At 53.0% G+C, this 20,413-nt stretch carries 21 protein-coding genes and 1 tRNA gene; 12 read left to right on the forward strand and 10 right to left on the reverse strand.

Annotation, left to right across the window (positions count from 1 at the left end):
- Window position 1 precedes the first annotated feature (1 nt).
- The gene (locus QMG90_RS03035; protein WP_283282662.1) at window positions 2-1,372 is read right to left on the reverse strand and encodes a cystathionine beta-synthase; all 1,371 of its coding nucleotides are present in this window, start codon (window positions 1,370-1,372) and stop codon (window positions 2-4) included.
- A gap of 430 nt (window positions 1,373-1,802) precedes the next feature.
- Here QMG90_RS03035 and QMG90_RS03040 point away from each other — a divergent pair, with 430 nt between their 5' ends.
- The 7 genes from QMG90_RS03040 to QMG90_RS03070 all read left to right on the forward strand — a co-directional run bounded on the left by QMG90_RS03040 (window position 1,803) and on the right by QMG90_RS03070 (window position 6,216).
- Window positions 1,803-2,825 carry a methionine ABC transporter ATP-binding protein gene (locus QMG90_RS03040; protein ID WP_283282663.1) on the forward strand — a complete coding sequence of 341 codons (1,023 nt, stop codon included), beginning with the start codon at window positions 1,803-1,805 and terminating at the stop codon, window positions 2,823-2,825.
- Window positions 2,818-3,486 (forward strand): methionine ABC transporter permease, encoded by a 669-nt coding sequence (locus QMG90_RS03045; RefSeq protein ID WP_283282664.1) that lies wholly within the window; start codon window positions 2,818-2,820, stop codon window positions 3,484-3,486. Before QMG90_RS03040 ends, QMG90_RS03045 begins: the two co-directional genes overlap by 8 nt.
- 21 nt (window positions 3,487-3,507) lie before the next feature.
- Window positions 3,508-4,320, forward strand: coding sequence for a MetQ/NlpA family ABC transporter substrate-binding protein (locus QMG90_RS03050; RefSeq protein ID WP_283282665.1), 813 nt, complete (start codon window positions 3,508-3,510; stop codon window positions 4,318-4,320).
- Window positions 4,321-4,665: 345 nt separating this feature from the next.
- The gene (locus QMG90_RS03055; protein WP_283282666.1) at window positions 4,666-5,130 is read left to right on the forward strand and encodes a hypothetical protein; all 465 of its coding nucleotides are present in this window, start codon (window positions 4,666-4,668) and stop codon (window positions 5,128-5,130) included.
- A gap of 86 nt (window positions 5,131-5,216) precedes the next feature.
- Window positions 5,217-5,444: a type II toxin-antitoxin system Phd/YefM family antitoxin gene (locus tag QMG90_RS03060; protein WP_283282667.1), complete on the forward strand. Its 228-nt coding sequence runs from the start codon at window positions 5,217-5,219 to the stop codon at window positions 5,442-5,444.
- 27 nt (window positions 5,445-5,471) lie between these two features.
- Entirely contained in the window at window positions 5,472-5,807 is a 336-nt protein-coding gene (locus QMG90_RS03065) for a type II toxin-antitoxin system RelE/ParE family toxin (RefSeq protein WP_283282668.1), read from the forward strand.
- Window positions 5,808-5,883: 76 nt separating this feature from the next.
- On the forward strand, window positions 5,884-6,216 hold the full coding sequence (locus QMG90_RS03070) for a hypothetical protein (protein WP_283282669.1): 333 nt from the start codon (window positions 5,884-5,886) through the stop codon (window positions 6,214-6,216).
- Between the two features lie 606 nt (window positions 6,217-6,822).
- On the opposite strand, the gene QMG90_RS03075 is transcribed toward QMG90_RS03070, so the two are convergent.
- From QMG90_RS03075 to QMG90_RS03085, 3 genes are all read right to left on the reverse strand, one after another.
- On the reverse strand, window positions 6,823-7,440 hold the full coding sequence (locus QMG90_RS03075; RefSeq protein WP_283282670.1) for a hypothetical protein: 618 nt from the start codon (window positions 7,438-7,440) through the stop codon (window positions 6,823-6,825).
- A 455-nt stretch (window positions 7,441-7,895) separates the two neighbouring features.
- Window positions 7,896-8,399, reverse strand: a complete 504-nt coding sequence (locus QMG90_RS03080) for a hypothetical protein (RefSeq protein ID WP_283282671.1) — start codon at window positions 8,397-8,399, stop codon at window positions 7,896-7,898.
- Window positions 8,400-8,758: 359 nt separating this feature from the next.
- Window positions 8,759-8,834, reverse strand: a tRNA-Ile gene (locus QMG90_RS03085).
- A 125-nt stretch (window positions 8,835-8,959) separates the two neighbouring features.
- Here QMG90_RS03085 and mug point away from each other — a divergent pair.
- Entirely contained in the window at window positions 8,960-9,466 is a 507-nt protein-coding gene (gene mug, locus QMG90_RS03090) for a G/U mismatch-specific DNA glycosylase (protein ID WP_283282672.1), read from the forward strand.
- Between the two features lie 54 nt (window positions 9,467-9,520).
- Here the strand turns inward: mug and rpoD are convergent, their stop codons facing one another.
- The 3 genes from rpoD to rpsU all read right to left on the reverse strand — a co-directional run bounded on the left by rpoD (window position 9,521) and on the right by rpsU (window position 13,627).
- A complete protein-coding gene (gene rpoD / locus QMG90_RS03095) occupies window positions 9,521-11,362 on the reverse strand; it encodes an RNA polymerase sigma factor RpoD (protein ID WP_054178886.1) in 1,842 nt (613 codons plus the stop codon).
- 158 nt (window positions 11,363-11,520) lie between these two features.
- On the reverse strand, window positions 11,521-13,266 hold the full coding sequence (dnaG, locus tag QMG90_RS03100; protein WP_283282673.1) for a DNA primase: 1,746 nt from the start codon (window positions 13,264-13,266) through the stop codon (window positions 11,521-11,523).
- A 145-nt stretch (window positions 13,267-13,411) separates the two neighbouring features.
- Window positions 13,412-13,627 carry a 30S ribosomal protein S21 gene (rpsU, locus tag QMG90_RS03105; RefSeq protein ID WP_001144069.1) on the reverse strand — a complete coding sequence of 72 codons (216 nt, stop codon included), beginning with the start codon at window positions 13,625-13,627 and terminating at the stop codon, window positions 13,412-13,414.
- Window positions 13,628-13,855: 228 nt separating this feature from the next.
- Between rpsU and tsaD the strand changes: the two genes are divergently transcribed.
- The gene (tsaD, locus tag QMG90_RS03110) at window positions 13,856-14,869 is read left to right on the forward strand and encodes a tRNA (adenosine(37)-N6)-threonylcarbamoyltransferase complex transferase subunit TsaD (RefSeq protein WP_283282674.1); all 1,014 of its coding nucleotides are present in this window, start codon (window positions 13,856-13,858) and stop codon (window positions 14,867-14,869) included.
- A gap of 31 nt (window positions 14,870-14,900) precedes the next feature.
- On the opposite strand, the gene plsY is transcribed toward tsaD, so the two are convergent.
- Entirely contained in the window at window positions 14,901-15,524 is a 624-nt protein-coding gene (gene plsY, locus QMG90_RS03115; RefSeq protein ID WP_283282675.1) for a glycerol-3-phosphate 1-O-acyltransferase PlsY, read from the reverse strand.
- Between the two features lie 107 nt (window positions 15,525-15,631).
- Here plsY and folB point away from each other — a divergent pair, with 107 nt between their 5' ends.
- Together folB and bacA are read left to right on the forward strand one after the other, a co-directional pair.
- Window positions 15,632-16,000, forward strand: a complete 369-nt coding sequence (gene folB, locus QMG90_RS03120; RefSeq protein WP_283282676.1) for a bifunctional dihydroneopterin aldolase/7,8-dihydroneopterin epimerase — start codon at window positions 15,632-15,634, stop codon at window positions 15,998-16,000.
- A gap of 112 nt (window positions 16,001-16,112) precedes the next feature.
- The gene (gene bacA, locus QMG90_RS03125) at window positions 16,113-16,931 is read left to right on the forward strand and encodes an undecaprenyl-diphosphate phosphatase (protein ID WP_038161777.1); all 819 of its coding nucleotides are present in this window, start codon (window positions 16,113-16,115) and stop codon (window positions 16,929-16,931) included.
- A 1-nt stretch (window position 16,932) separates the two neighbouring features.
- On the opposite strand, the gene QMG90_RS03130 is transcribed toward bacA, so the two are convergent.
- Window positions 16,933-18,174, reverse strand: a complete 1,242-nt coding sequence (locus tag QMG90_RS03130) for a multifunctional CCA addition/repair protein (RefSeq protein WP_283282677.1) — start codon at window positions 18,172-18,174, stop codon at window positions 16,933-16,935.
- Window positions 18,175-18,244: 70 nt separating this feature from the next.
- Complete coding sequence (locus QMG90_RS03135) at window positions 18,245-18,865, reverse strand: TIGR04211 family SH3 domain-containing protein (RefSeq protein WP_283282678.1); 621 nt, start codon at window positions 18,863-18,865, stop codon at window positions 18,245-18,247.
- 239 nt (window positions 18,866-19,104) lie between these two features.
- On the opposite strand from QMG90_RS03135, the gene QMG90_RS03140 reads away from it, so the two are divergent.
- Window positions 19,105-20,406 carry a CYTH domain-containing protein gene (locus tag QMG90_RS03140; RefSeq protein WP_283282679.1) on the forward strand — a complete coding sequence of 434 codons (1,302 nt, stop codon included), beginning with the start codon at window positions 19,105-19,107 and terminating at the stop codon, window positions 20,404-20,406.
- The last annotated feature ends 7 nt before the right edge of the window (window positions 20,407-20,413 follow it).

A 20,413-nucleotide genomic window follows, 5' to 3' on the forward strand; every position in this document is an offset into this window, starting at 1 on the left:
CTTATTGTTCTAAACGGTTACGCCAGTGGGTTAAAACGTCGGTGCGGGTAATGAGGCCAAGAAAACGTTCGTTATCCATAACTACCGCCACCAGACCGCGATCAAAAATCGGTTTGAGGGCGCTTTCCGGCGCGCTTTTGTCGAGCTGCTCCACGTTGCGGGTCATCGCGTCGCGCACCGGCAGGCTAAAGCGTTGGCTGTCGCCCTGGACGTGGCTGATGAGATCCCATTCGTCGACGATGCCGACGAGTCGATTGTTTTCCAGTACCGGCAACTGAGAGATGTCGTACAGACGCATGCGCGCCAGCACGGTAGAGAGCGTGTCATCCGGCGCAGCGGTGACCGTGGCACCTTCATCATGACGCAGGGCGATAAAATCGCGTAAGTCGCCGTTTTCCGGGCGGGAGATCAGCCCCTGCTGGCGCATCCAGTCGTCGTTAAACATTTTCGACAGATATTTGTTGCCGCTGTCGCAGGCAAAGGTCACCACCCGTTTTGGTGAGGTCTGGGCACGGCAGTAGCGCAGCGCCGCCGCCAGCAGCGTGCCGGTGGATGATCCAGCAAGAATGCCTTCGACTTTCAGTAGCTCACGGGCGGTGGTGAACGCCTCGCGATCGCTGATGCGCAGCGCTTTTTGTACGCCGTCGATCTTCGCCAGCGGCGGGATAAAATCTTCGCCGATCCCCTCGACCAGCCAGGAGCCGGCCTCACCGTAATGGCCGGTTTCGACCTGATCGGCGAGGATCGAACCTGCCGGATCGGCCAGCACAAATTCGGTATGTGGAGAATGTTCGGCAAACCACGTCTGTAAACCGCCGAGCGTGCCGCCGGAACCCACGCCGACCACGATGGCATCAATGCGCCCGTCGAGCTGCGCGTACAGCTCTGGCGCGGTGGTGGTACTGTGCGCCAACGGATTGGCGTGGTTATTGAACTGGTCAATATAAAACGCGCCGGGGATCTCCTTCGACAGTCGTTGCGCGTAGTCCTGATAATACGCCGGATGCCCTTTGCCCACGTCGGAGCGGGTAAGCACCACCTGAACGCCCAGCGCGCGGAGGTGGAAAATCTTCTCGCGGCTCATTTTGTCCGGCACCACGAGGATCAACCGGTAACCTTTTTGCGCGGCAATCAGCGCCAGCCCCAGCCCGGTATTGCCCGCCGTGGCTTCAATGATGGTTCCGCCAGGCTGCAGCAGCCCCTGTTTTTCCGCTTCCTGAATCATCGACAGCGCCACGCGATCTTTAATCGACCCGCCGGGGTTCTGATTTTCCAGCTTAAGGAACAGATCGCAGACGCCGGATCCCAGTTTGTGGAGCTGTAAAACCGGCGTATGACCGATAAGGTCAGTCACGGAATGATAAATCGCCATGCCATTTCACCCTGAGTGAAGAAAGATGGGCAGAGTGTAGAACTGCAAAAATGGGCTGCTAAAGAACGTTTCTCTGCTCTTTAGCATGAAAGGGAATATGACCTGCTGTTTCGGCGGTGTGGAAGGCAGGCCGTGTAGTGGTGCAGATGTATCGACGTCTGAATGAGGGCAGATTTGCGCTTTTTTTCGCCATAAATTGCCTGTATTGACGCAGACTTTGCCAGTTTACGGATAATCATTGCTGAACTTCATCTAAGGGGTTTTCCCCGCATCTCCTCTATTGTTATTGCTTCTGGTTATAAGAAAGACCGATTTGTTTGTTGAAACATCTTCATCATTCGCTATATCGTCTGGACGTCCATACTGCTAAACCGCCATTTGCGGAAAGCACAGTAAAATCGATAACACGAAGCAGCGGATAAGCAGCCATATGATTGTTCTCAGGAATATTTCGAAAATTTTTGACCACGGGAAGGCACCGATTACTGCCGTCGATAACGTGAATCTGTCGGTCGAACAGGGGCAGATTTACGGCATCATCGGTTACAGCGGTGCGGGGAAAAGCACCCTGATCCGTCTGCTCAATGGGCTGGAAAAACCCACTGCGGGCAGCGTGACCATCAACGGCCACGACATTTCCGCCGCGAAGGGCGAAGCGTTGCGCCAGGCGCGCCTCAAAATCAGCATGGTGTTCCAGCACTTCAATTTGCTGTGGTCACGCACCGTCAGCGAAAACATCGCTTTTTCGATGCAAATCGCCGGTACGCCGAAAGCGGAGATCCGCACCCGCGTGGCGGAACTGATTGAACTGGTGGGGCTGACCGGGCGCGAGAACGCCTATCCGTCACAGCTTTCCGGCGGGCAGAAACAGCGTGTGGGCATTGCCCGTGCGCTGGCGAACAGCCCTGACGTACTGCTGTGCGATGAAGCCACTTCGGCGCTCGACCCGCAGACCACTGATCAGATCCTCGACTTGCTGCTGGATATCAACCGCCGCTTTTCGCTGACCATCGTCCTCATCACCCATGAAATGCATGTGGTGCGCAAAATCTGCGACCGCGTGGCGGTGATGGAGAACGGGCGCGTGGTGGAAGAGGGCGATGTGCTGAGCGTGTTTACTCATCCACAGCAGCCGATCACCCGCCAGTTTGTGCGTCAGGTGAGCCAGTACGCCGAAGAAGAGGCGTTCAATCAGGAACTGGCGAGTGACCTGACCGGATACGTCATCAGGCTGACCTTTACCGGGCACAGCACGCATAAGCCGGTGGTGGGCGAACTGACGCTGCGCTACGGCCTGCCGTTCAACATTCTGCACGGCAAGATGAATCAGACGGCGCACGGCGTTTTCGGACAGCTGTGGGTCCATGTGAATGCAACCCAGGATCAACTCAGCAATATCCTTGCGGATCTGCAGCAAAGCGGCATTGAGAGCGAGGTGATCAAACATGGATGAGTCATTTTTCCCGCACCTGAAATGGGAACAACTGTGGGCAGCCACGCAGGAAACGCTATACATGACCGCACTCTCCGGCGTTGCCACTTTTGTATTAGGCATCGTGCTCGGGCTGGCGCTGTTTCTGACGGCGAAGGGCGGCCTGTTCCACAACCGCACCGTTTACAGCGTGATTTCGGTGATAGTGAACGTCTTCCGTTCCATTCCGTTCATCATCCTGATTGTACTGTTGATCCCGTTTACCAAGGCGCTCATCGGCACCATTCTCGGTGCTAATGCCGCCTTACCGGCACTGATTGTCGGCGCCGCGCCGTTCTACGCGCGACTGGTCGAAATCGCCCTGCGTGAAGTGGATAAGGGCGTTATCGAAGCCACGCGCTCGATGGGCGCGCGTCTCTCCACGCTGATCTTCCGCGTGCTGTTACCGGAGTCTTCCCCCGCGCTGGTGTCTGGCATCACCGTGACGCTGATTGCTTTAGTGAGCTACAGCGCCATGGCGGGCGTCATTGGCGCGGGTGGTCTTGGAAATCTGGCTTATCTGGAAGGATTCCAGCGCAACCACAACGACGTCACACTGGTGGCGACGGTGACCATTTTGATCATCGTGTTCATCATCCAGTTCTGCGGCGACGTGATTACCTCTCTGTTAGATAAACGCTAATTACACACAGGAACCATCATCATGAAAAAGACACTGACACTGATTGCCGCCGCGACCCTGAGCGCCCTGAGCTTTGCGTCCTGGGCCGATACGCTGACCGTGGGCGCGTCCAACACGCCGCATGCGGAAATCCTTGAGCAGGCGAAACCGATTCTGGCGAAGCAGGGGATCGATCTGGAAATCAGACCGTTCCAGGACTACATCCTGCCGAATACCGCACTGGCCAGCCGCGACATCGACGCGAACTACTTCCAGCACATTCCTTACCTGAACAGTGTGCTGAAAGATCATGCGGGCGAAAAAGATTACGATTTCGTCAGTGCCGGGGCGATCCACATCGAGCCGATCGGCATTTACTCGAAAAAATTCAAATCGCTGAAAGATCTGCCGCAAGGCGGCAAAATCATCATGCGTGATGCGGTTTCCGAAGAAGGCCGTATTCTCTCCATCTTTGAGAAAGAGGGGGTGATCAAGCTGAAACCGGGCGTGGATAAAGTGAACGCGCGCATTAGCGACATCGTCGATAACCCGAAAAAACTCCAGTTCCTGCCGAACGTCGAAGCGTCTCTGCTGCCGCAGATGTACAACAACGACGAAGGCGCGGCGGTGGTGATCAACGCCAACTACGCCATCGACGCCGGCCTCGACCCGGTTCACGATCCGATTGCGGTTGAAAGCGGCGAGAACAACCCGTACGCCAACATCATTACCGTTCACCGTGGCGATGAGAAGAAAAAAGACATCGTCGCGCTGGTGGATGTACTGCACTCAAAAGCGATTCAGGACTGGATCCGGACGAAATATAAAGGCGCAGTGATCCCGGTTAATAATTGATTCCGTCTGAGCTCGCTTTACACGGTTACATGCCAGTCTGGAAGCATGCTCGCAAAAGCAAACTATGCCGCCGAAATGCACTTTTCGGCGGCATATTGCTGATATAGAGTGTGCGCGTTGCGGCAAAATCCGTAACCGGGCGTAGGAACCTGAATAGCTCAACGAAGACACAGAGATAACTTTTTGTGTCTGGTCGGCGTACATCGTAAGATTAGGTGGCGCTGGCGGGGCAGCCGAAAGGCTGGCCGATGTCGTTGAGGTCGGTATTCCTACCCCCGCCAGTGTCACCACCTACAGAGCGTAGGAACTCTGGTGGTGACGGCATCACTCAACGGAGGTTTTCTTATGGCTTCACGTCCTGTTAATTATTGCACTCGCTATACCGATAACATCATTGAACGCCTGTTATCCACGCCGATTCCCGCCACGGCGGATCTGTTTGACGTCGCAGAAATCTGTTCCGCTTTCGTCAATGAGCTGATCGAATGCCATGACACCACGCAGTCTCAGGCGTTGTGTGGCCGCCTGTCTCACGCACTGGTTTTGCTGCATCGCTTATGCAATGCCGATCTGCCCCCGCACCGTGTCGAACAACTGATGGCGAGTGAAGCCTCTCCCTCAGTGTTTCCCGACTACTGGGGCGACACCGACACGCTGGTGTCTTATGCCCATGGCGTGACGCAGGTATTGTTGAGCGGCACGCTGGCGAAATCGCTGACCGTCACAATGACCGGGTTGTTGCACGATCTGGTGCATGCGATCGAGGGGTATATTAAGGAGCCGAGAGGGGTGATGGAGCAGGTGCGTTAGCAACTCAACCATCAATGATGACATTGTGAGTGGTCTGAATATGGTTTATATTAAGACCACGTTATCCACGATGGTGGGGGAGTTCAATGAAAGTCGAAACGATTAGTTATGTAAAAAAGAATGCAGCCTCTCTCGATTTGTCTGAACCGATACTGGTTACTCAGAATGGTGTCCCTGCTTATGTGATTGAATCTTATGATCAACAGCAGGAACGTGAGAACACCATTGCGCTGCTGAAACTCCTTACGTTGTCAGAAAAGGATAGCGCTGACGGCAAGATGTTTTCAAAAGAGCAATTACTGGACGACATTTGATGAGGGTGCTGGCAGAAGGATCCTGAAATGAAAAAAACCAGCATCACCATTGAATACACCCTGACGGTTAAAACCTGTATTGAGCTCATTGCCAGCTTTTTGCACAATGCGGATGTGGAGCCAAAGCCGATCATTAGGGACATCCTTCAGCATTTTGAAGCGAAGGTGGGAGAATATCCGCTTAGCTGTCAGATTTGCCCCGAATTGCTGAAGATTGGTGTCGCAAAGTATCGCGAATGTAATACGCCAGGAGGCTACCGGGTGCTGTATTCGTTTGATAAATCGAAAATAACCGTACATGCAATCCTTTCACATAGGCAGGACATCAAACAGTTGCTTTTCAAGCGTCTGGTTCAGATGTGATCTTGTAATATGGTTTTGGATGTTTGTAGAGTAATCTGAGAGGATTCTTTGGTACTTAAACGATAGGTATAGGGATATGAAAAAAATCGTTTTTTTGGCTTTAAGTTCTATAGTTTCATTCAATGTGTTTGCTTCTGGCGTTGTTTCAGTTCCAACTGACTCGAAAGCTAGCTACGTTGTTTTAGAAAAATCACGTAATGGCGATATGGTCACGATCACAACGAAGAGAGAAGGGCCCTCTGGTACGTCATATTCTAAGCGGTTATACAATTGTAAAGCATGGACCGTTAAGTATCTTGGAAATGGTGATACCCTTGAGCAAATGAACAGTTCTGCGCCAGATCCACATATGGCTCCCATCGTTGATAAGTCGATTGCTTATTACATTGGCCAGCAAGGTTGTCGATAATTACGCCTTCAATCTTACCAGTCATGCGAACTCAAACAACCCGTATAATGCGGGTTGTTTGCCTAAGTCAAATGCCACCCTGCACGATGATTTTAAGGACTGGATACCGGCATGCATATAATCGTTAACAAATTAGGAGCGGAATAATACTTAGTGACATATTTTAAAGTTTATAGTGCAACAATTTCTGGAGGTCGTTGTGGAGCGACTAATTGAGATCAAAAATAGACTTGAGGTGATCGAGAAGTCTTTTAACGAACAGTATCCACGATTCAGAAATGCCCCGGAATTAACAGAACAGATAACTGATCTTAAGGATCATGTTGAGGCCGAACGTAAGAAGATTCAAAAGCAAAAGAGAAAGAGAGTGCTTTCCGATTTTGAATGTTCTTGTATTGAGCCAGCGATCAATGATGTATACCTGTCTTCACTCGATAGAATCAGGTGTGGTTTGAGACCCGATAATAGCGTAAGTGGCTATATCTACGAGACTTCTTCGACGCTAACCTATTGGTTACATCAAATAGACAATCATATTAAATCTCATTTAATTTAATCCGAAATAGAATGGTAGGTATGTAACTACCCATCATATTTAACTTATATTCATGAAAAAATTCCAGCTAACGCTAGCATGCGCGTAGTTTCTTTCAAATTAACCTTGACGTCTTCATGCATTTTCTTCAAAACTTCAGCATAATTTATTAATGAGCTACGATAGGCTTCAGCCTGAATTTTGTGAACTTCCATTTGTGTTTCAGCAAAAACTAAACTCCAGTGTTCCCACTTGTGAATAATATCATTATTCATTTTATAAGAGTCTAATAGCCCTTTTGCTAAACTATAGGTTTTTATTATAGCTTTTCTGAGATCATGATCTTTAACGCGACCTATTAAAAAAGTATTGCCGTGATAAACAGAAAAGAAATCGCTTGCCAGAGGATAATAAAAAGCTAAAGGTTGATTTTTTTCTAAAGCTTCTATTCGATTACCCATAGTTTCTTGATATTGATCAAATACAGTTTCAAGCTCATCATGGATAGCTTGCAAAAGGCTTTTTACTATTCTAGCTTCAGTTTCATCTGCTATATTTTTCTGATTTTCATGTGCTTTTTGGGTTGCTTTAAGGGCATAACGTCCACCAATTGAGCCACCAATCCAGCCACCAATAATTGCGAAAATTCCAGAGAGACATACGGAAAACCAAGTTAGTAAATCGTCCATCCTAAGGCCCTCAATATATTCATGTTTTATAACATTTTGAATTTCTTGGTCACATCTAGGGAATGTAACGCTCAAAAAGGAAATTCATAAATCTGATTTTATGATAAAAAACAATTTGCTTACCACTTGACGGTATCGCTGTCTATAACCTTCTGAATAAACATCAGCAACACTTTCTGCGGACATTGAGGGTTTGGCCGCTTCTATGGCATCATTTATCTCAATGGCTGGTGCCGCATCGTTATGCAGGAGACCTTACTTATGATGATTCACAAGCCGTAGGGAATACCAGGGGGTAACGCCAACGACTTGCGCGATGAAATGGCCCTGGAGGTTGCAGGATCAGAAAGTGAAACGTGCTGGCAAAGATATTAGGAATAGGGGGCAGTTAGCTAGAAAAGGTCATCAGAACAACAAAATCAGGGGAGTTTCTTCCCCCGATTCTGGGGTAAAAACTACAGAGTGATCTCACAAGCTTTTATAAAGCCATTAACGGCTGAGGTTGAGCCAGAAACATTGGCAGAAAATGAGTTTTGACCTTCTCCATTTTTGAGTTGCACACCAACCAGAACTTTGGATTTTGCCCCCTGAAGTTGCTTAAGTAATACTTTCAGTTGGTCTGAGTCATCAGATTGAATCTGAAGGAATTGCACGTTTCTTCTTGAAAGGGCGGCATCAAGTTTTACGGGACTATTACCGTCAACCTTCATTATTAGATCCATCGGGATTTCTGAAATTGATTCGGTCGTTTTATCCATCTCAATGTATGCAGCTGTAAGTTCGCTTTTTGTGCAATCGAAAACAATTGCGCTATTTTCAGATGAAACTGAGCCAATCATCATGGCTTTCTTCCCACCAGAAAAAAGGTCATCTTCAACATTCGTAACCCATTGAGCATGAGCCAAGGGTGAGAACAGCGCCGCAATTATGGAAAGCTTAATAATATTGTTTTTAACCATGACATCCTCCTTGCATCAACTGTGACATAATAATTTGGATTTCAGAAATAGGCCATTGATAAACTATGGTTTTTATGACGCTTTGAAAAACGAGGAGACTTTCACGTGCAAAAGTCCGCTATTTACACGATTTCTTGAGGAAAAGCGGATTCATTCCGTTCTTGCGAACGTGAGGCATTAGTGCATTTTTTGTTGCATCGCTCAGTGTGCTGACAAGGAAATCCGCACACTCGCAGCGCTAATAACCGATACCGGAATTCTGGTAACGACCAAACGACTTAGTACTCTGTCTTGCTTGCTGATAGCACCGCCGATAAAAACAAAAGGGCCAGCGATTTCTCGCCAGCCCTTGCTGTGTCTGGTGGCCCCTGCTGGACTTGAACCAGCGACCAAGCGATTATGAGTCGCCTGCTCTAACCACTGAGCTAAGGGGCCGTGGCGGTGGATTATAAAGTAACTCCCGCAGGCGATCCAGCGTAAAACTTTTGCATGGTGCTTTTATAAACAACGCCTTTTCAATCCTTTATACTGAGATCTCATTCTTTCGGTTTGGGGTAAGTATGATTCACGACATTCTGGCGCCAGGATTGCGGGTGGTGTTCTGCGGTATCAACCCCGGCAAGTCGTCGGCGCACAAAGGGTTTCATTTTGCGCATCCGGGTAATCGCTTCTGGAAAGTGATCCACCTGGCCGGGTTTACGGACCGGTTGTTGAAGCCGGAAGAGGAGCAGCTACTGCTTGATATGCGTTGCGGGATCACCATGCTGGTGGAGCGCCCGACAGTGCAGGCGAGCGAAGTCGGGTTGCAGGAATTGCGCAGCGGTGGTCGTGAACTGGTGAGGAAGATTGAGGACTATCAGCCCGCGGCGCTGGCGATACTCGGCAAGCAGGCGTATGAAAAAACCTTCAGCGTGCGTGGTGTGCAGTGGGGGAAGCAGCAAAACAGTATCGGCGCGACGCAGATATGGGTGCTGCCGAACCCGAGTGGCCTGAACCGGGCGACGCTCGATAAGCTGGTCGAGGCCTATCGCGAGCTGGACGAGGCGCTGGCGTTGCGCGGGCTCTGAATTCAGTGCAAAAAAAAGCTCCCGGGCGGGAGCTTTTTGTTTTTCCGGAACCGATTAATCGTCCAGGAAGCTACGCAGCACTTCAGAACGGCTCGGGTGACGCAGTTTACGCAGCGCCTTCGCTTCGATCTGACGGATACGTTCGCGGGTAACGTCGAACTGTTTACCCACTTCTTCCAGCGTGTGGTCGGTATTCATATCGATACCGAAACGCATACGCAGGACTTTCGCTTCACGGGCGGTGAGGCCAGCCAGCACGTCGTGCGTGGCGGCACGCAGGCTCTCAGTGGTCGCAGAATCCAGCGGCAGCTCGAGGGTGGTATCCTCGATGAAATCACCCAGATGCGAATCTTCATCGTCGCCGATCGGCGTTTCCATGGAGATAGGCTCTTTGGCGATCTTCAGCACTTTACGGATCTTGTCTTCCGGCATCAGCATACGTTCGGCCAGCTCTTCCGGCGTCGGCTCGCGGCCCATTTCCTGCAACATCTGGCGGGAGATACGGTTGAGCTTGTTAATGGTCTCAATCATATGCACCGGAATACGGATGGTGCGCGCCTGATCGGCGATGGAACGGGTGATCGCCTGACGGATCCACCAGGTGGCGTAGGTGGAGAACTTGTAACCACGGCGGTATTCGAACTTATCAACCGCTTTCATCAGGCCGATGTTGCCTTCCTGAATCAGGTCGAGGAACTGCAGACCGCGGTTGGTGTATTTCTTGGCGATAGAAATAACCAGACGCAGGTTCGCTTCCACCATCTCTTTCTTCGCACGGCGGGCTTTCGCTTCACCGATGGACATACGACGGTTGATGTCTTTTACCTGCTCGATGGTCAGGCCGGTCTCTTCTTCAATCTGATGCAGTTTCTGTAAACCGCGCTGAACGTCTTCCGCGACGTCGTGCAGTTTTTCAGACCACGGTTTGTTCATCGCGATGGCGGCGTTGAACCAGGTTTCGCTGGTTTCATTGCCGGTGAACAGGGTGATGAAGTTTTTCTTCGGCATTTTGCACTGTTCAACGCACAGCTTCATGATGATGCGTTCCTGAGTGCGAACGCGGTCCATCATGACGCGCATGCTGTTGACCAGATAGTCGAACTGCTTCGGTACCAGACGGAACTGTTTGAACACTTCAGACAGCTTCAGTATCTCTTCCTGAGCCGCCGCGTGGCTGCGGCCTTTGGCTTTGATGGTGTCGCGCGTTACTTCGTACTGCGTGCGCAGTTCGGCGAATTTCTCACGCGCTAGTTCCGGGTCAATGCTGTTGTCGTCGTCGCTGGAATCGCTGTCGTCGTCTTCCTCTTCTTCGTCGTCATCGTCGTCCATCTCTTCCTGAGAGAGTTCGGAGCCGACGTGCGTCGCGGTAGGCGCCATGTCTTCTTCGGCGTTTGGATCGACAAAACCGGTGATCAGATCAGACAGGCGAGCTTCGGCAGCTTCAACGCGATCATACTGCTCAAGCAGATAGGTGATCGCTTCCGGGTATTCTGCAACGGAGCACTGAACCTGGTTAATGCCGTCTTCGATGCGTTTCGCGATGTCGATTTCGCCTTCGCGGGTCAGCAGTTCAACGGTACCCATTTCACGCATGTACATGCGCACCGGATCGGTCGTCCGGCCAATTTCAGATTCCACGCTGGAAAGCACCTGCGCGGCGGCTTCGGCTGCATCTTCGTCCGCGGTGTTTTCAGCCAGCATCAGATCATCGGCATCCGGTGCTTCTTCCATCACCTGGATGCCCATATCGTTGATCATTTGGATGATGTCTTCGATCTGATCGGAGTCGACGATATCTTCCGGCAGATGGTCATTGACCTCAGCATAGGTCAGATAGCCTTGCTCCTTACCACGGGTGACAAGCAGCTTCAGCTGTGACTGCGGGTTTTGCTCCATAAGACGGTATCCACACTTATTTCATTGGGTTGGTGTCGGTCGGCGAAAATCAAAAACCGCCAACTTTTAAAGCGAGGGCCACTTATATTATTGCCGCTGCGCCTCAGCGCGGCTGTCGGGGTCAACCCGATCGATAATCGGCACTTAAGCCGTGCAATTCATTTTTTCGCCAGTTCCTGGCTTATCGTCCAGAGTTCCCGGCGTTCTTCGCTGCTTAAACCGTGTGTGCGATCGCGAGCTATCAACTCTTCCTGTCGCAGCTCAAGCAACGAATCCAGCATGTGGTTGAGCGAGTCGGTGAACGTTTTTTCTGCAATGTCCTTATCAGCTATATCGTCCCACATCGACAATTTTTCAAGGGTAGCGGCCTCTTTTGTGCCGCGATACTGCTCCAGCAGCTGTCCGGTGGTCAGGCCAGGCTGCGACAGACAAGTGTTGACCAGTTCTGCAAATAAGCCAAGTCCGGGCAGTTTTTCCTGATTCAACCCCGCCAGTGGCGGAACCTGCGGCGCCAGATCCGGATTTTGCACCAGCAACCCTATTAGTATACGCATGGTCGTGCGTTTTAGCTGTGGTGCAGGGCGGGCGGTGCCATTTTCCGCCTGTTTCGGCATTAAACGTTCAAGCTGCGCGTCATCAAGAATGCCCAGTTTGTTACCCAACTCCTGACGCAAGTAGATGCGCAGCGTTTCACCAGGCACCTGGCTGATTAACGGTAGCGCCAGCGTACTCAACTGAGCGCGGCCGTCCGGTGTGCTCAAATCGACCTGCGGCAGCAGACTGTTAAACAAAAACGTAGAGAGCGGCTGGGCCTGCTCCATCCGCGCTTCGAACGCCGCTTTACCCTCTTTACGCACCAGCGTGTCCGGGTCTTCACCGTCAGGCAGAAACATAAAACGCAACTGACGGCCGTCTGACATATACGGCAGCGCGGTTTCCAGCGCACGCCAGGCGGCATCGCGGCCTGCGCGGTCGCCGTCATAACAGCAGATGACGTTATTGGTCACCCGGAACAGCAATTGAATGTGGTCGGCGGTGGTCGAGGTACCCAGCGACGCGACGGCATAGTTGATGCCATACTGCGCCAGCGCGACCACGTCCATATACCCTTCGACGACCAGAAGACGCTGAGGTTCCGCTTCCGTTTGCTGCGCTTCATAGAGGCCGTACAACTGGCGGCCCTTATGGAAAATATCGGTTTCCGGCGAGTTCAGGTATTTGGGCGTATCGTTGCCGAGCACGCGCCCGCCAAAGCCAATCACCCGCCCGCGCTTATCGCGGATCGGGAACATCACCCGGTCGCGGAAACGGTCATAACTGCGCCCCTGATCGTTAGTGACTAACATGCCCGCATCAATCAATGATTGACGGTTTTCGCCATGCGCACCGAAACGTTTTAAGACGTTATCCCAGCCGGGCGGCGCGTAACCGATAGCAAAACGGTTAATCACATCGCTGCTCAGACCGCGCTTTTCCAGATACTGGCGCGCCGTGACTGCGGCAGGGTTTGTCAGGGACTGTTGGTAAAACGTATTCAGACCGTCCATCAGTTGATAGAGATTTTGCCGTTGATGGCGCTCTATCTGGCTTGGCCCGTTTCCCGCTTCATAAGGCACTTCGAGGTTGTGCATGGCTGCCAGTTCTTCGACGGTTTCCACGAACTCGAGCTTGTCGTAGTTCATCAGAAAGTCGATAGCGTTGCCGTGCGCACCACAGCCAAAGCAGTGGTAAAACTGTTTCTCACCGTTGACGGTGAATGAGGGGGTTTTTTCATTATGGAACGGGCAACACGCGTGAAAATTCTTGCCCTGCTTTTTCAGCTTTACCCGCGCGTCGATGAGATCGACGATGTCGGTTCGCGCCAGCAGGTCATTGATAAAAACACGTGGGATGCGTCCGGCCATATGCCCCTTCAATTAATACCATTCAGGATCCGCAACAGACGCGAATTATAAAGGGTATAAACGAAAATAAGCCGCGCTTTCCTTCCGGAAGCACGGCCTTGCAACTACAACTCGTTCTGAATTGAGAGCGTTTGCCCTCAACAGATTAGTACAGACGAGTACGGCGTGCGTTTTCGCGAGCCAGTTTCTTCGCGTGACGTTTCACAGCAGAAGCTTTAGCGCGTTTGCGTTCTGTAGTCGGTTTTTCATAGAACTCACGACGACGGACTTCCGCCAGAACACCTGCTTTCTCGCAGGAACGCTTGAAGCGACGCAGTGCTACGTCGAACGGCTCGTTTTCACGTACTTTAATTACCGGCATGTAACTCTCACCTTTAATAAATTCGGTTTGCCGCTGGCATCAACGCCAGCTTATTTCAAAATGGTGCGGAATTTTACTGCAACTGCCGCTGCTTTGTAAAGCACCAATGCCGTTTTTGAACGGGACCTTTGTAAGGGGGGAGAGTATACACGAACTCACGCCCCAGGGTATACATTGACCCGCATTCGCCCTACACTGCGCGGTACAGAAATGAGGTAAAAACAAGTCATGCGTGTACTGGGAATTGAAACATCCTGCGATGAAACTGGCATCGCCATTTACGACGATGTTAACGGGCTGTTAGCCAACCAATTGTATAGTCAGGTGAAATTGCACGCCGATTACGGCGGCGTGGTGCCTGAACTGGCGTCGCGCGATCACGTGCGGAAAACCGTGCCGCTGATTCAGGCCGCGCTGAAAGAAGCGAATCTGACAGCGAAAGATATTGACGCGGTCGCTTATACCGCAGGTCCGGGTCTGGTCGGCGCGCTGCTGGTTGGCGCGACCGTCGGGCGTTCGCTGGCGTTTGCCTGGAACGTACCGGCCATTCCGGTACACCATATGGAAGGGCACCTGCTGGCGCCGATGCTGGAAGAAAATCCTCCGGCATACCCGTTTGTCGCACTGCTGGTGTCCGGTGGTCATACGCAACTGATTAGCGTTACCGGGATTGGCGAGTACACACTGCTTGGCGAATCCATTGACGATGCCGCTGGTGAAGCGTTTGATAAAACCGCCAAACTGCTGGGGCTCGATTACCCTGGCGGTCCGATGCTGTCAAAACTGGCATCGCAGGGCACGGAAGGGCGTTTTGTTTTCCCGCGTCCGATGACCGACCGCCCGGGGCTGGATTTCAGCTTCTCCGGCCTTAAAACCTTCGCCGCGAATACCATTCGTGACAACGATAACGACGATCAAACCCGCGCAGATATCGCCCGTGCTTTTGAGGATGCGGTTGTCGATACGCTGATGATTAAGTGCCGCCGCGCGCTGGATCAAACCGGCTTCAAACGGCTGGTGATGGCGGGGGGCGTCAGCGCCAACCGCACGCTGCGGGCGAAACTGGCGGAGATGATGCAAAAGCGTCACGGCGAGGTGTTTTACGCGCGTCCGGAATTTTGCACCGATAATGGCGCGATGATCGCCTACGCCGGCATGGTGCGTCTGAAAGCCGGCACGCGTGCCGATCTCGGTGTGACCGTGCGTCCGCGCTGGCCGCTGGCGGAGCTGCCCGCTGCGTAATATGTTGCCGGGGGCGCTACGCTTTCCCGGCCTACTGTTCTTTGTCTTCTTCTTTCTCTTTGCGCTTCAGCTTTGACCAGATTTTGGTTTCCTGACGTCGCCACAGACGCTGAATGTTGTCGTGATGACGCAGCAAAATCAGGCAGGAGAGCATCGAAACGGGAAAAGTGAACTGCGGCTTAAACCACCAGACGTAGAACGGCGCGATTAACGCGCTGACGATGGCGCCGAGTGACGAATAGCCGCTGAGCAACACGGTGAGCAGCCAGGTGCCCGCCATCACGCCGGTGAGATCCCAGCCGATCGGCGCAATGGCGCCGAAGGCGGTGGCAACACCTTTTCCGCCGCGGAAACCAAAGAACACCGGCCAGATATGGCCGAGGCAGGCGGCGATCGCAATCATGCCGAGCCAGAACGGCGTGACGCCCAGCATGTACGCGCCCCAGACCGGCAACATCCCTTTCAGGACATCGAAAATCAGAACTGCTACGGCTGCTCCTTTGCCGCCCATACGTAAAACGTTGGTTGCTCCGGGATTACCCGACCCACTCATGCGGGGATCCGGCAATCCAGCGATACGGCAAACCAGGATGGCGCTGGAGATTGAGCCGCAAAGGTAGGCGAGGATAACCATTCCAGGCGCGATTGCACTCATAACGCTGTTCCGTATAGAAAGTATCGTTTTAATCTCTGCATCTGTGGATAATACGCATAATTCGCCGGAAGTGGTATCCGGTTTGGGCAAAAAGCAGGCGGGTCGTGATGGATATTGTATTTATAGAGCAACTTTCGGTAATCACCACCATTGGCGTTTACGACTGGGAACAGACCATCGAACAGCAACTGGTGTTCGATATCGAAATGGCGTGGGACAACCGCAAAGCCGCCGCGAGCGATGACGTTCAGGACTGCCTCAGTTACGCGGACATCAGCGACGCGGTGGTCGGCCATGTGGAAGGCAACCGGTTCGCGCTGGTGGAACGCGTGGCGGAAGAAGTGGCGTCGCTGTTGCTGAGCCGCTTTAACTCGCCGTGGGTGCGCATCAAAGTCAGCAAACCCGGTGCAGTGGCGCGGGCGAAGAACGTGGGCGTGGTCATTGAGCGTAGCCAAAATCTGAAAGAAAACATATAAATTCAATATTGCTAAACCATAATCAATTTTGCAGGTCTTAAGACTGGGAATTTTTTGGCGGCTGCGGTGAGTCATGCGCCGTTTTTTTATGTCTTTTAAAAGGGTTTATTGAATGAGCGATATGCACTCGCTGCTGGTGGCGGCAATACTGGGTGTGGTCGAAGGATTGACAGAATTTTTGCCCGTTTCCAGTACCGGCCATATGATCATTGTGGGTCATCTGCTGGGGTTTGAGGGGGATACGGCAAAAACGTTTGAAGTGGTGATCCAGTTAGGCTCCATTCTTGCCGTGGTGGTGATGTTCTGGCGTCGTCTGTTTGGTCTGATCGGCATTCACTTCGGTCAACGCCCGCACGAAGGTTTCGGTAAAGGGCGTTTGTCGCTGATTCATATCCTGCTCGGGATGATCCCGGCGGTGGTGCTCGGTCTGGTGTTTCACGACACCATCAAGTCGTTGTTCAACCCGGTTAACGTGATGTACGCACTGGTGGTCGGGGGCTTACTGCTGATTGCCGCAGAGTGCCTGAAGCCAAAGGAGCCGCGTGCGCAGGGGCTGGATGACATGACCTATCGCCAGGCGTTTATGATTGGCTGCTTCCAGTGTCTGGCGCTGTGGCCGGGTTTCTCTCGCTCTGGCGCGACCATCTCCGGTGGTATGCTGATGGGCGTCAGCCGCTATGCCGCATCTGAATTCTCTTTCCTGCTGGCGGTGCCGATGATGATGGGGGCCACCGCGCTCGATCTTTACAAAAGCATTGGTTTTCTGACCACCGGCGATATTCCGATGTTTGCGGTCGGTTTCGTGACGGCGTTTATCGTGGCGCTGATCGCGATTAAAACCTTCCTGCAGTTGATCAAGCGGATCTCGTTTATCCCGTTCGCCATCTATCGTTTCATTGTGGCGGCAGCGGTGTACGCGGTCTTCATGTAAATCACGCTTTAGGTTGCGGACAACGCGCCTCTTTCCATAACGCGACGGCCTGAATGCGGCGTCGCGTTAACTCTTCCCGAATCTCCGGTCCTTTGAATCCCGCGTCAATCACCTCTTTGTTGGCGACGCTTTTCGCTACTTCCCAGGCTTCGCGCAGCAGTCGCCCTTGCGGGTAATCGCAGGCTTCAAACCCGGTGCGGCCACGGACGTCCGCTTCGCTGGTCAGAGCGAGCTGCTCCACGCGCTGCGGCTTGCGCCAGGCGTCGAGGGAGTCGAACAGCTTTACAATGGTCGCCGGTTTCAGAATCGGGAAGGTATGGATAAGATCGTGAAATTCAGCGACCACTTTTGCCAGATCGCGCATCTCATTCGGCACGCGCAGCCGGGCGCAAAGCTGTTCAACCAACTTAACGCCTGCCGGACCATGCCCGTGATGGCGCGGCCACAACGCTTTCGGCGTGAGTCCTTTGCCGAGATCGTGGCACAGCGTGGCAAAACGAATATCAATCTCAGGAGAAAGCATCGCCGCCATGGTGAGCGTCATCATGGTGTGGATGCCGGTGTCGATTTCCGGGTGCCATTTCGCCGGTGCTGGTACGCCGTACAGCGCATCCAGCTCCGGGAACAACACTTTCAGCGCGCCACAGTCGCGCAGCGTTTGGAAAAAGACCTGCGGATTACGGGTACCGAGCGCACCTTCGGTTTCTTTCCAGACGCGTTCCGGCGTCAGGTGCGCCAGTTCGCCTGCCTCGGTCATGTCGCGCATCAGCGCCATGGTTTCATCGGCAATACGAAAACTGAGGTGGGCATAACGGGCAGCAAAACGCGCCACGCGCAATACGCGCAGCGGATCTTCACTGAAGGCGGGGGAGACGTGACGCAGGAGACGCTGGCGTAAATCCGCCTGACCATGGTAAGGGTCAACGATGTTGCCTTCGGCGTCCTGGGCCAGCGCGTTGACGGTCAGATCGCGACGCAGCAGATCCTGCTCAAGCGTCACGTCGGGCGCGGCATAACAAGTAAAGCCGGTATAACCGGAACCAGACTTACGCTCGGTACGCGCCAGCGCATACTCTTCGTGCGTTTCAGGGTGCAGGAATACCGGAAAATCACGGCCAACCTGTTGATAGCCCGCGTCCAGCATTTGCTGCGGTGTCGTGCCGACAACAACCCAATCTTTGTCTTTGACCGGTAGCCCTAATAACGCATCACGAACCGCACCACCGACCAGATAACTCTTCACCCGTACTTCTCCCCAACGCTCTCGCAAGTTAACGATAATACGTAAGTGTAGGGGAGAAGACCAATCGGGCTTAGTTCATCCAGCGATCTTTTCGTCTGCGGCTGGGGATCAGGTGCGGCAAAATGAGACCCAATAGCAGACCAACGCCCAGCACGCCGCCACCATACATGAACCATTGCATGATGATGGTGCGCTGCTTGTCATCCAGTTGCAGATTGGCGGCATTCACTTTCTTCTGCGCGACAATCAGCTGGTTTTTCAGCGTCTGGTTTTCTTCTTTCAGGCCGTTGATCACGCTGTCGCTCTGAGAGACTTTTTTCTGCATTTCAGCGGTACGCTGATTCCAGGTCGCGTCAATGTTGCTCAGCTTGTCGGTCAGTGTTTTGACCTGGTTTTCGAGATCGGGTACGCGGGTGCGCAGGCTGGGGTTGTTGCTCAGCTCTTTCAGCGGGATCCACGCGGTGCGGCCGCTGCTGTCACGAACCTGTCCATAATTCGTGTCACTGTTGGTTTGCAGCAACGCCACTTCTTCGCCAGCGTTAATGGTGCCGACGAGGCGATAATTATCACCCGGGCCGCTGCGTACCCAGGTGTTCAGTTCATCAGAGACGTAACGTTTTTCCTCGGCATGAGCCATCACAGAAACGTTAAGCGCGAGTAAAGTTAATCCAATCAGGCGTAATTTTCGCATCAGGTCATCGTTTTTGTCATAAAAGTGGAACGATAGTAGTGGCAACAGTCTGACGACGCAAAGCATTCTGCATCAATCGGAATCATCCAGGTCGCGCCAGCCGCATCGCCAAACTTTTATCCCGGTCAAACTGCGCGTTGCATGGCATTTTGACGCAAAATACTATCTACTGACAAAAAAGAACGCGGGAAGTTCGCCGCAGTGGCACTTCGGACAACGCAACCATAAGAAGTTTAGTCATGGCTCAAGAAATCGAATTAAAGTTTATTGTTTGTAGTGAGGGCGTAGAGACGCTGCGCCAGCACCTTAGCACCCTGACCACGGAGCATCACCCCGCCGGGGAGTTGCTCAATATCTACTACGAAACCGCCGACAACTGGCTGCGCAGTCATGACATGGGCCTGCGTATTCGTGGCGTTCAGGGGCGTTATGAAATGACCATGAAGATCGCCGGCCGGGTGGTGGGCGGGCTGCATCAGCGTCCGGAATACAATATTGAACTCGATAAGCCCGAGCTGGCGCTCGACCGCTTCCCGGCGGAAGTCTGGCCTGACGGTGAACTGCCCGCCGATCTGGCAAGCCGCGTCCAGCCGCTGTTCAGTACCAACTTCGAACGCGAAAAATGGCTGATTAATGAAGGCGACAGCCGTATTGAAGTTGCGCTCGATCGCGGTGAAGTGAAAGCGGGCGAGCATCATGAACCAATTTGCGAGCTGGAGCTGGAACTGCTCTCCGGGCGGACGGAAGATGTCCTGAAACTGTCGCATCAACTGGTGGGGCTGGCGGTGCTGCGTCAGGGAAGCCTGAGCAAAGCGGCGCGCGGTTATCATCTGGCGCAGGGTAATGCAGAACGCGAAGTTAAACCGCTGAGCGTGCTGCCGCTGGTCGCCAAAGCAAATGTTGAGCAGGGGATGAGCGCCGCGCTGGAGAACGCACTGGCGCACTGGCAGTATCACGAAGAATTGTGGATCCGCGGCAACGACAGCGCGCGCCCGGAAATCATGAACGCCATAGCCCGCATTCGTCACGCGCTGATGCTGTTCGGCGGCCTGGTGCCACGCAAAGCCAGCGCGCGCCTGCGCGATCAGCTCACGCTGGCGGAAGCGACGCTGGCTTCTGCGGTGTCGGCGCAGACGGCGGCTTATGACGTGCAAACCGCGCAGGCGAAGCTGACGCTCACTGAATGGCTGGTGATGCGCGGCTGGCAGCCGTTCATCGACGAAAAAACGCAGCCTAAACTGGCCGACTCCTGCAAACGTTTTGCCGACGTACAACTTTCACGCGTGGCGGCAGAACTCAAAAAAGCTTTCGCGCACCCGCTGGGTGATCGTTATGCCGATCAACTGCCGCGTCTCGCCCGGGATCTCGACAGCGTGATGCTGCTGGCAGGCTATTACCCTGATGCCGCTGTACAGGCGTGGCTGGAGCCCTGGCAGGGACTGAGCCAGTCGATCGCCCATCGTCAGCGCAACGACATTGAACTCTTTCGCAATGAAGCGCTAAACGCAGAACCGTTCTGGCTGCACAGCGGAAAACGATAACCAGGCA

The sequence above is a fragment of the Trabulsiella odontotermitis genome (genome assembly GCF_030053895.1).
Lineage (GTDB): Bacteria > Pseudomonadota > Gammaproteobacteria > Enterobacterales > Enterobacteriaceae > Trabulsiella > Trabulsiella odontotermitis_C.

Coding starts and splice junctions, on each gene's coding strand:
- QMG90_RS03035 (WP_283282662.1), bottom strand. CDS start 1,372: ATGGCGATTTATCATTCCGTGACTGACCTTATCGGTCATACGCCGGTT.
- QMG90_RS03040 (WP_283282663.1), top strand. CDS start 1,803: ATGATTGTTCTCAGGAATATTTCGAAAATTTTTGACCACGGGAAGGCA.
- QMG90_RS03045 (WP_283282664.1), top strand. CDS start 2,818: ATGGATGAGTCATTTTTCCCGCACCTGAAATGGGAACAACTGTGGGCA.
- QMG90_RS03050 (WP_283282665.1), top strand. CDS start 3,508: ATGAAAAAGACACTGACACTGATTGCCGCCGCGACCCTGAGCGCCCTG.
- QMG90_RS03055 (WP_283282666.1), top strand. CDS start 4,666: ATGGCTTCACGTCCTGTTAATTATTGCACTCGCTATACCGATAACATC.
- QMG90_RS03060 (WP_283282667.1), top strand. CDS start 5,217: ATGAAAGTCGAAACGATTAGTTATGTAAAAAAGAATGCAGCCTCTCTC.
- QMG90_RS03065 (WP_283282668.1), top strand. CDS start 5,472: ATGAAAAAAACCAGCATCACCATTGAATACACCCTGACGGTTAAAACC.
- QMG90_RS03070 (WP_283282669.1), top strand. CDS start 5,884: ATGAAAAAAATCGTTTTTTTGGCTTTAAGTTCTATAGTTTCATTCAAT.
- QMG90_RS03075 (WP_283282670.1), bottom strand. CDS start 7,440: ATGGACGATTTACTAACTTGGTTTTCCGTATGTCTCTCTGGAATTTTC.
- QMG90_RS03080 (WP_283282671.1), bottom strand. CDS start 8,399: ATGGTTAAAAACAATATTATTAAGCTTTCCATAATTGCGGCGCTGTTC.
- mug (WP_283282672.1), top strand. CDS start 8,960: ATGATTCACGACATTCTGGCGCCAGGATTGCGGGTGGTGTTCTGCGGT.
- rpoD (WP_054178886.1), bottom strand. CDS start 11,362: ATGGAGCAAAACCCGCAGTCACAGCTGAAGCTGCTTGTCACCCGTGGT.
- dnaG (WP_283282673.1), bottom strand. CDS start 13,266: ATGGCCGGACGCATCCCACGTGTTTTTATCAATGACCTGCTGGCGCGA.
- rpsU (WP_001144069.1), bottom strand. CDS start 13,627: ATGCCGGTAATTAAAGTACGTGAAAACGAGCCGTTCGACGTAGCACTG.
- tsaD (WP_283282674.1), top strand. CDS start 13,856: ATGCGTGTACTGGGAATTGAAACATCCTGCGATGAAACTGGCATCGCC.
- plsY (WP_283282675.1), bottom strand. CDS start 15,524: ATGAGTGCAATCGCGCCTGGAATGGTTATCCTCGCCTACCTTTGCGGC.
- folB (WP_283282676.1), top strand. CDS start 15,632: ATGGATATTGTATTTATAGAGCAACTTTCGGTAATCACCACCATTGGC.
- bacA (WP_038161777.1), top strand. CDS start 16,113: ATGAGCGATATGCACTCGCTGCTGGTGGCGGCAATACTGGGTGTGGTC.
- QMG90_RS03135 (WP_283282678.1), bottom strand. CDS start 18,865: ATGCGAAAATTACGCCTGATTGGATTAACTTTACTCGCGCTTAACGTT.
- QMG90_RS03140 (WP_283282679.1), top strand. CDS start 19,105: ATGGCTCAAGAAATCGAATTAAAGTTTATTGTTTGTAGTGAGGGCGTA.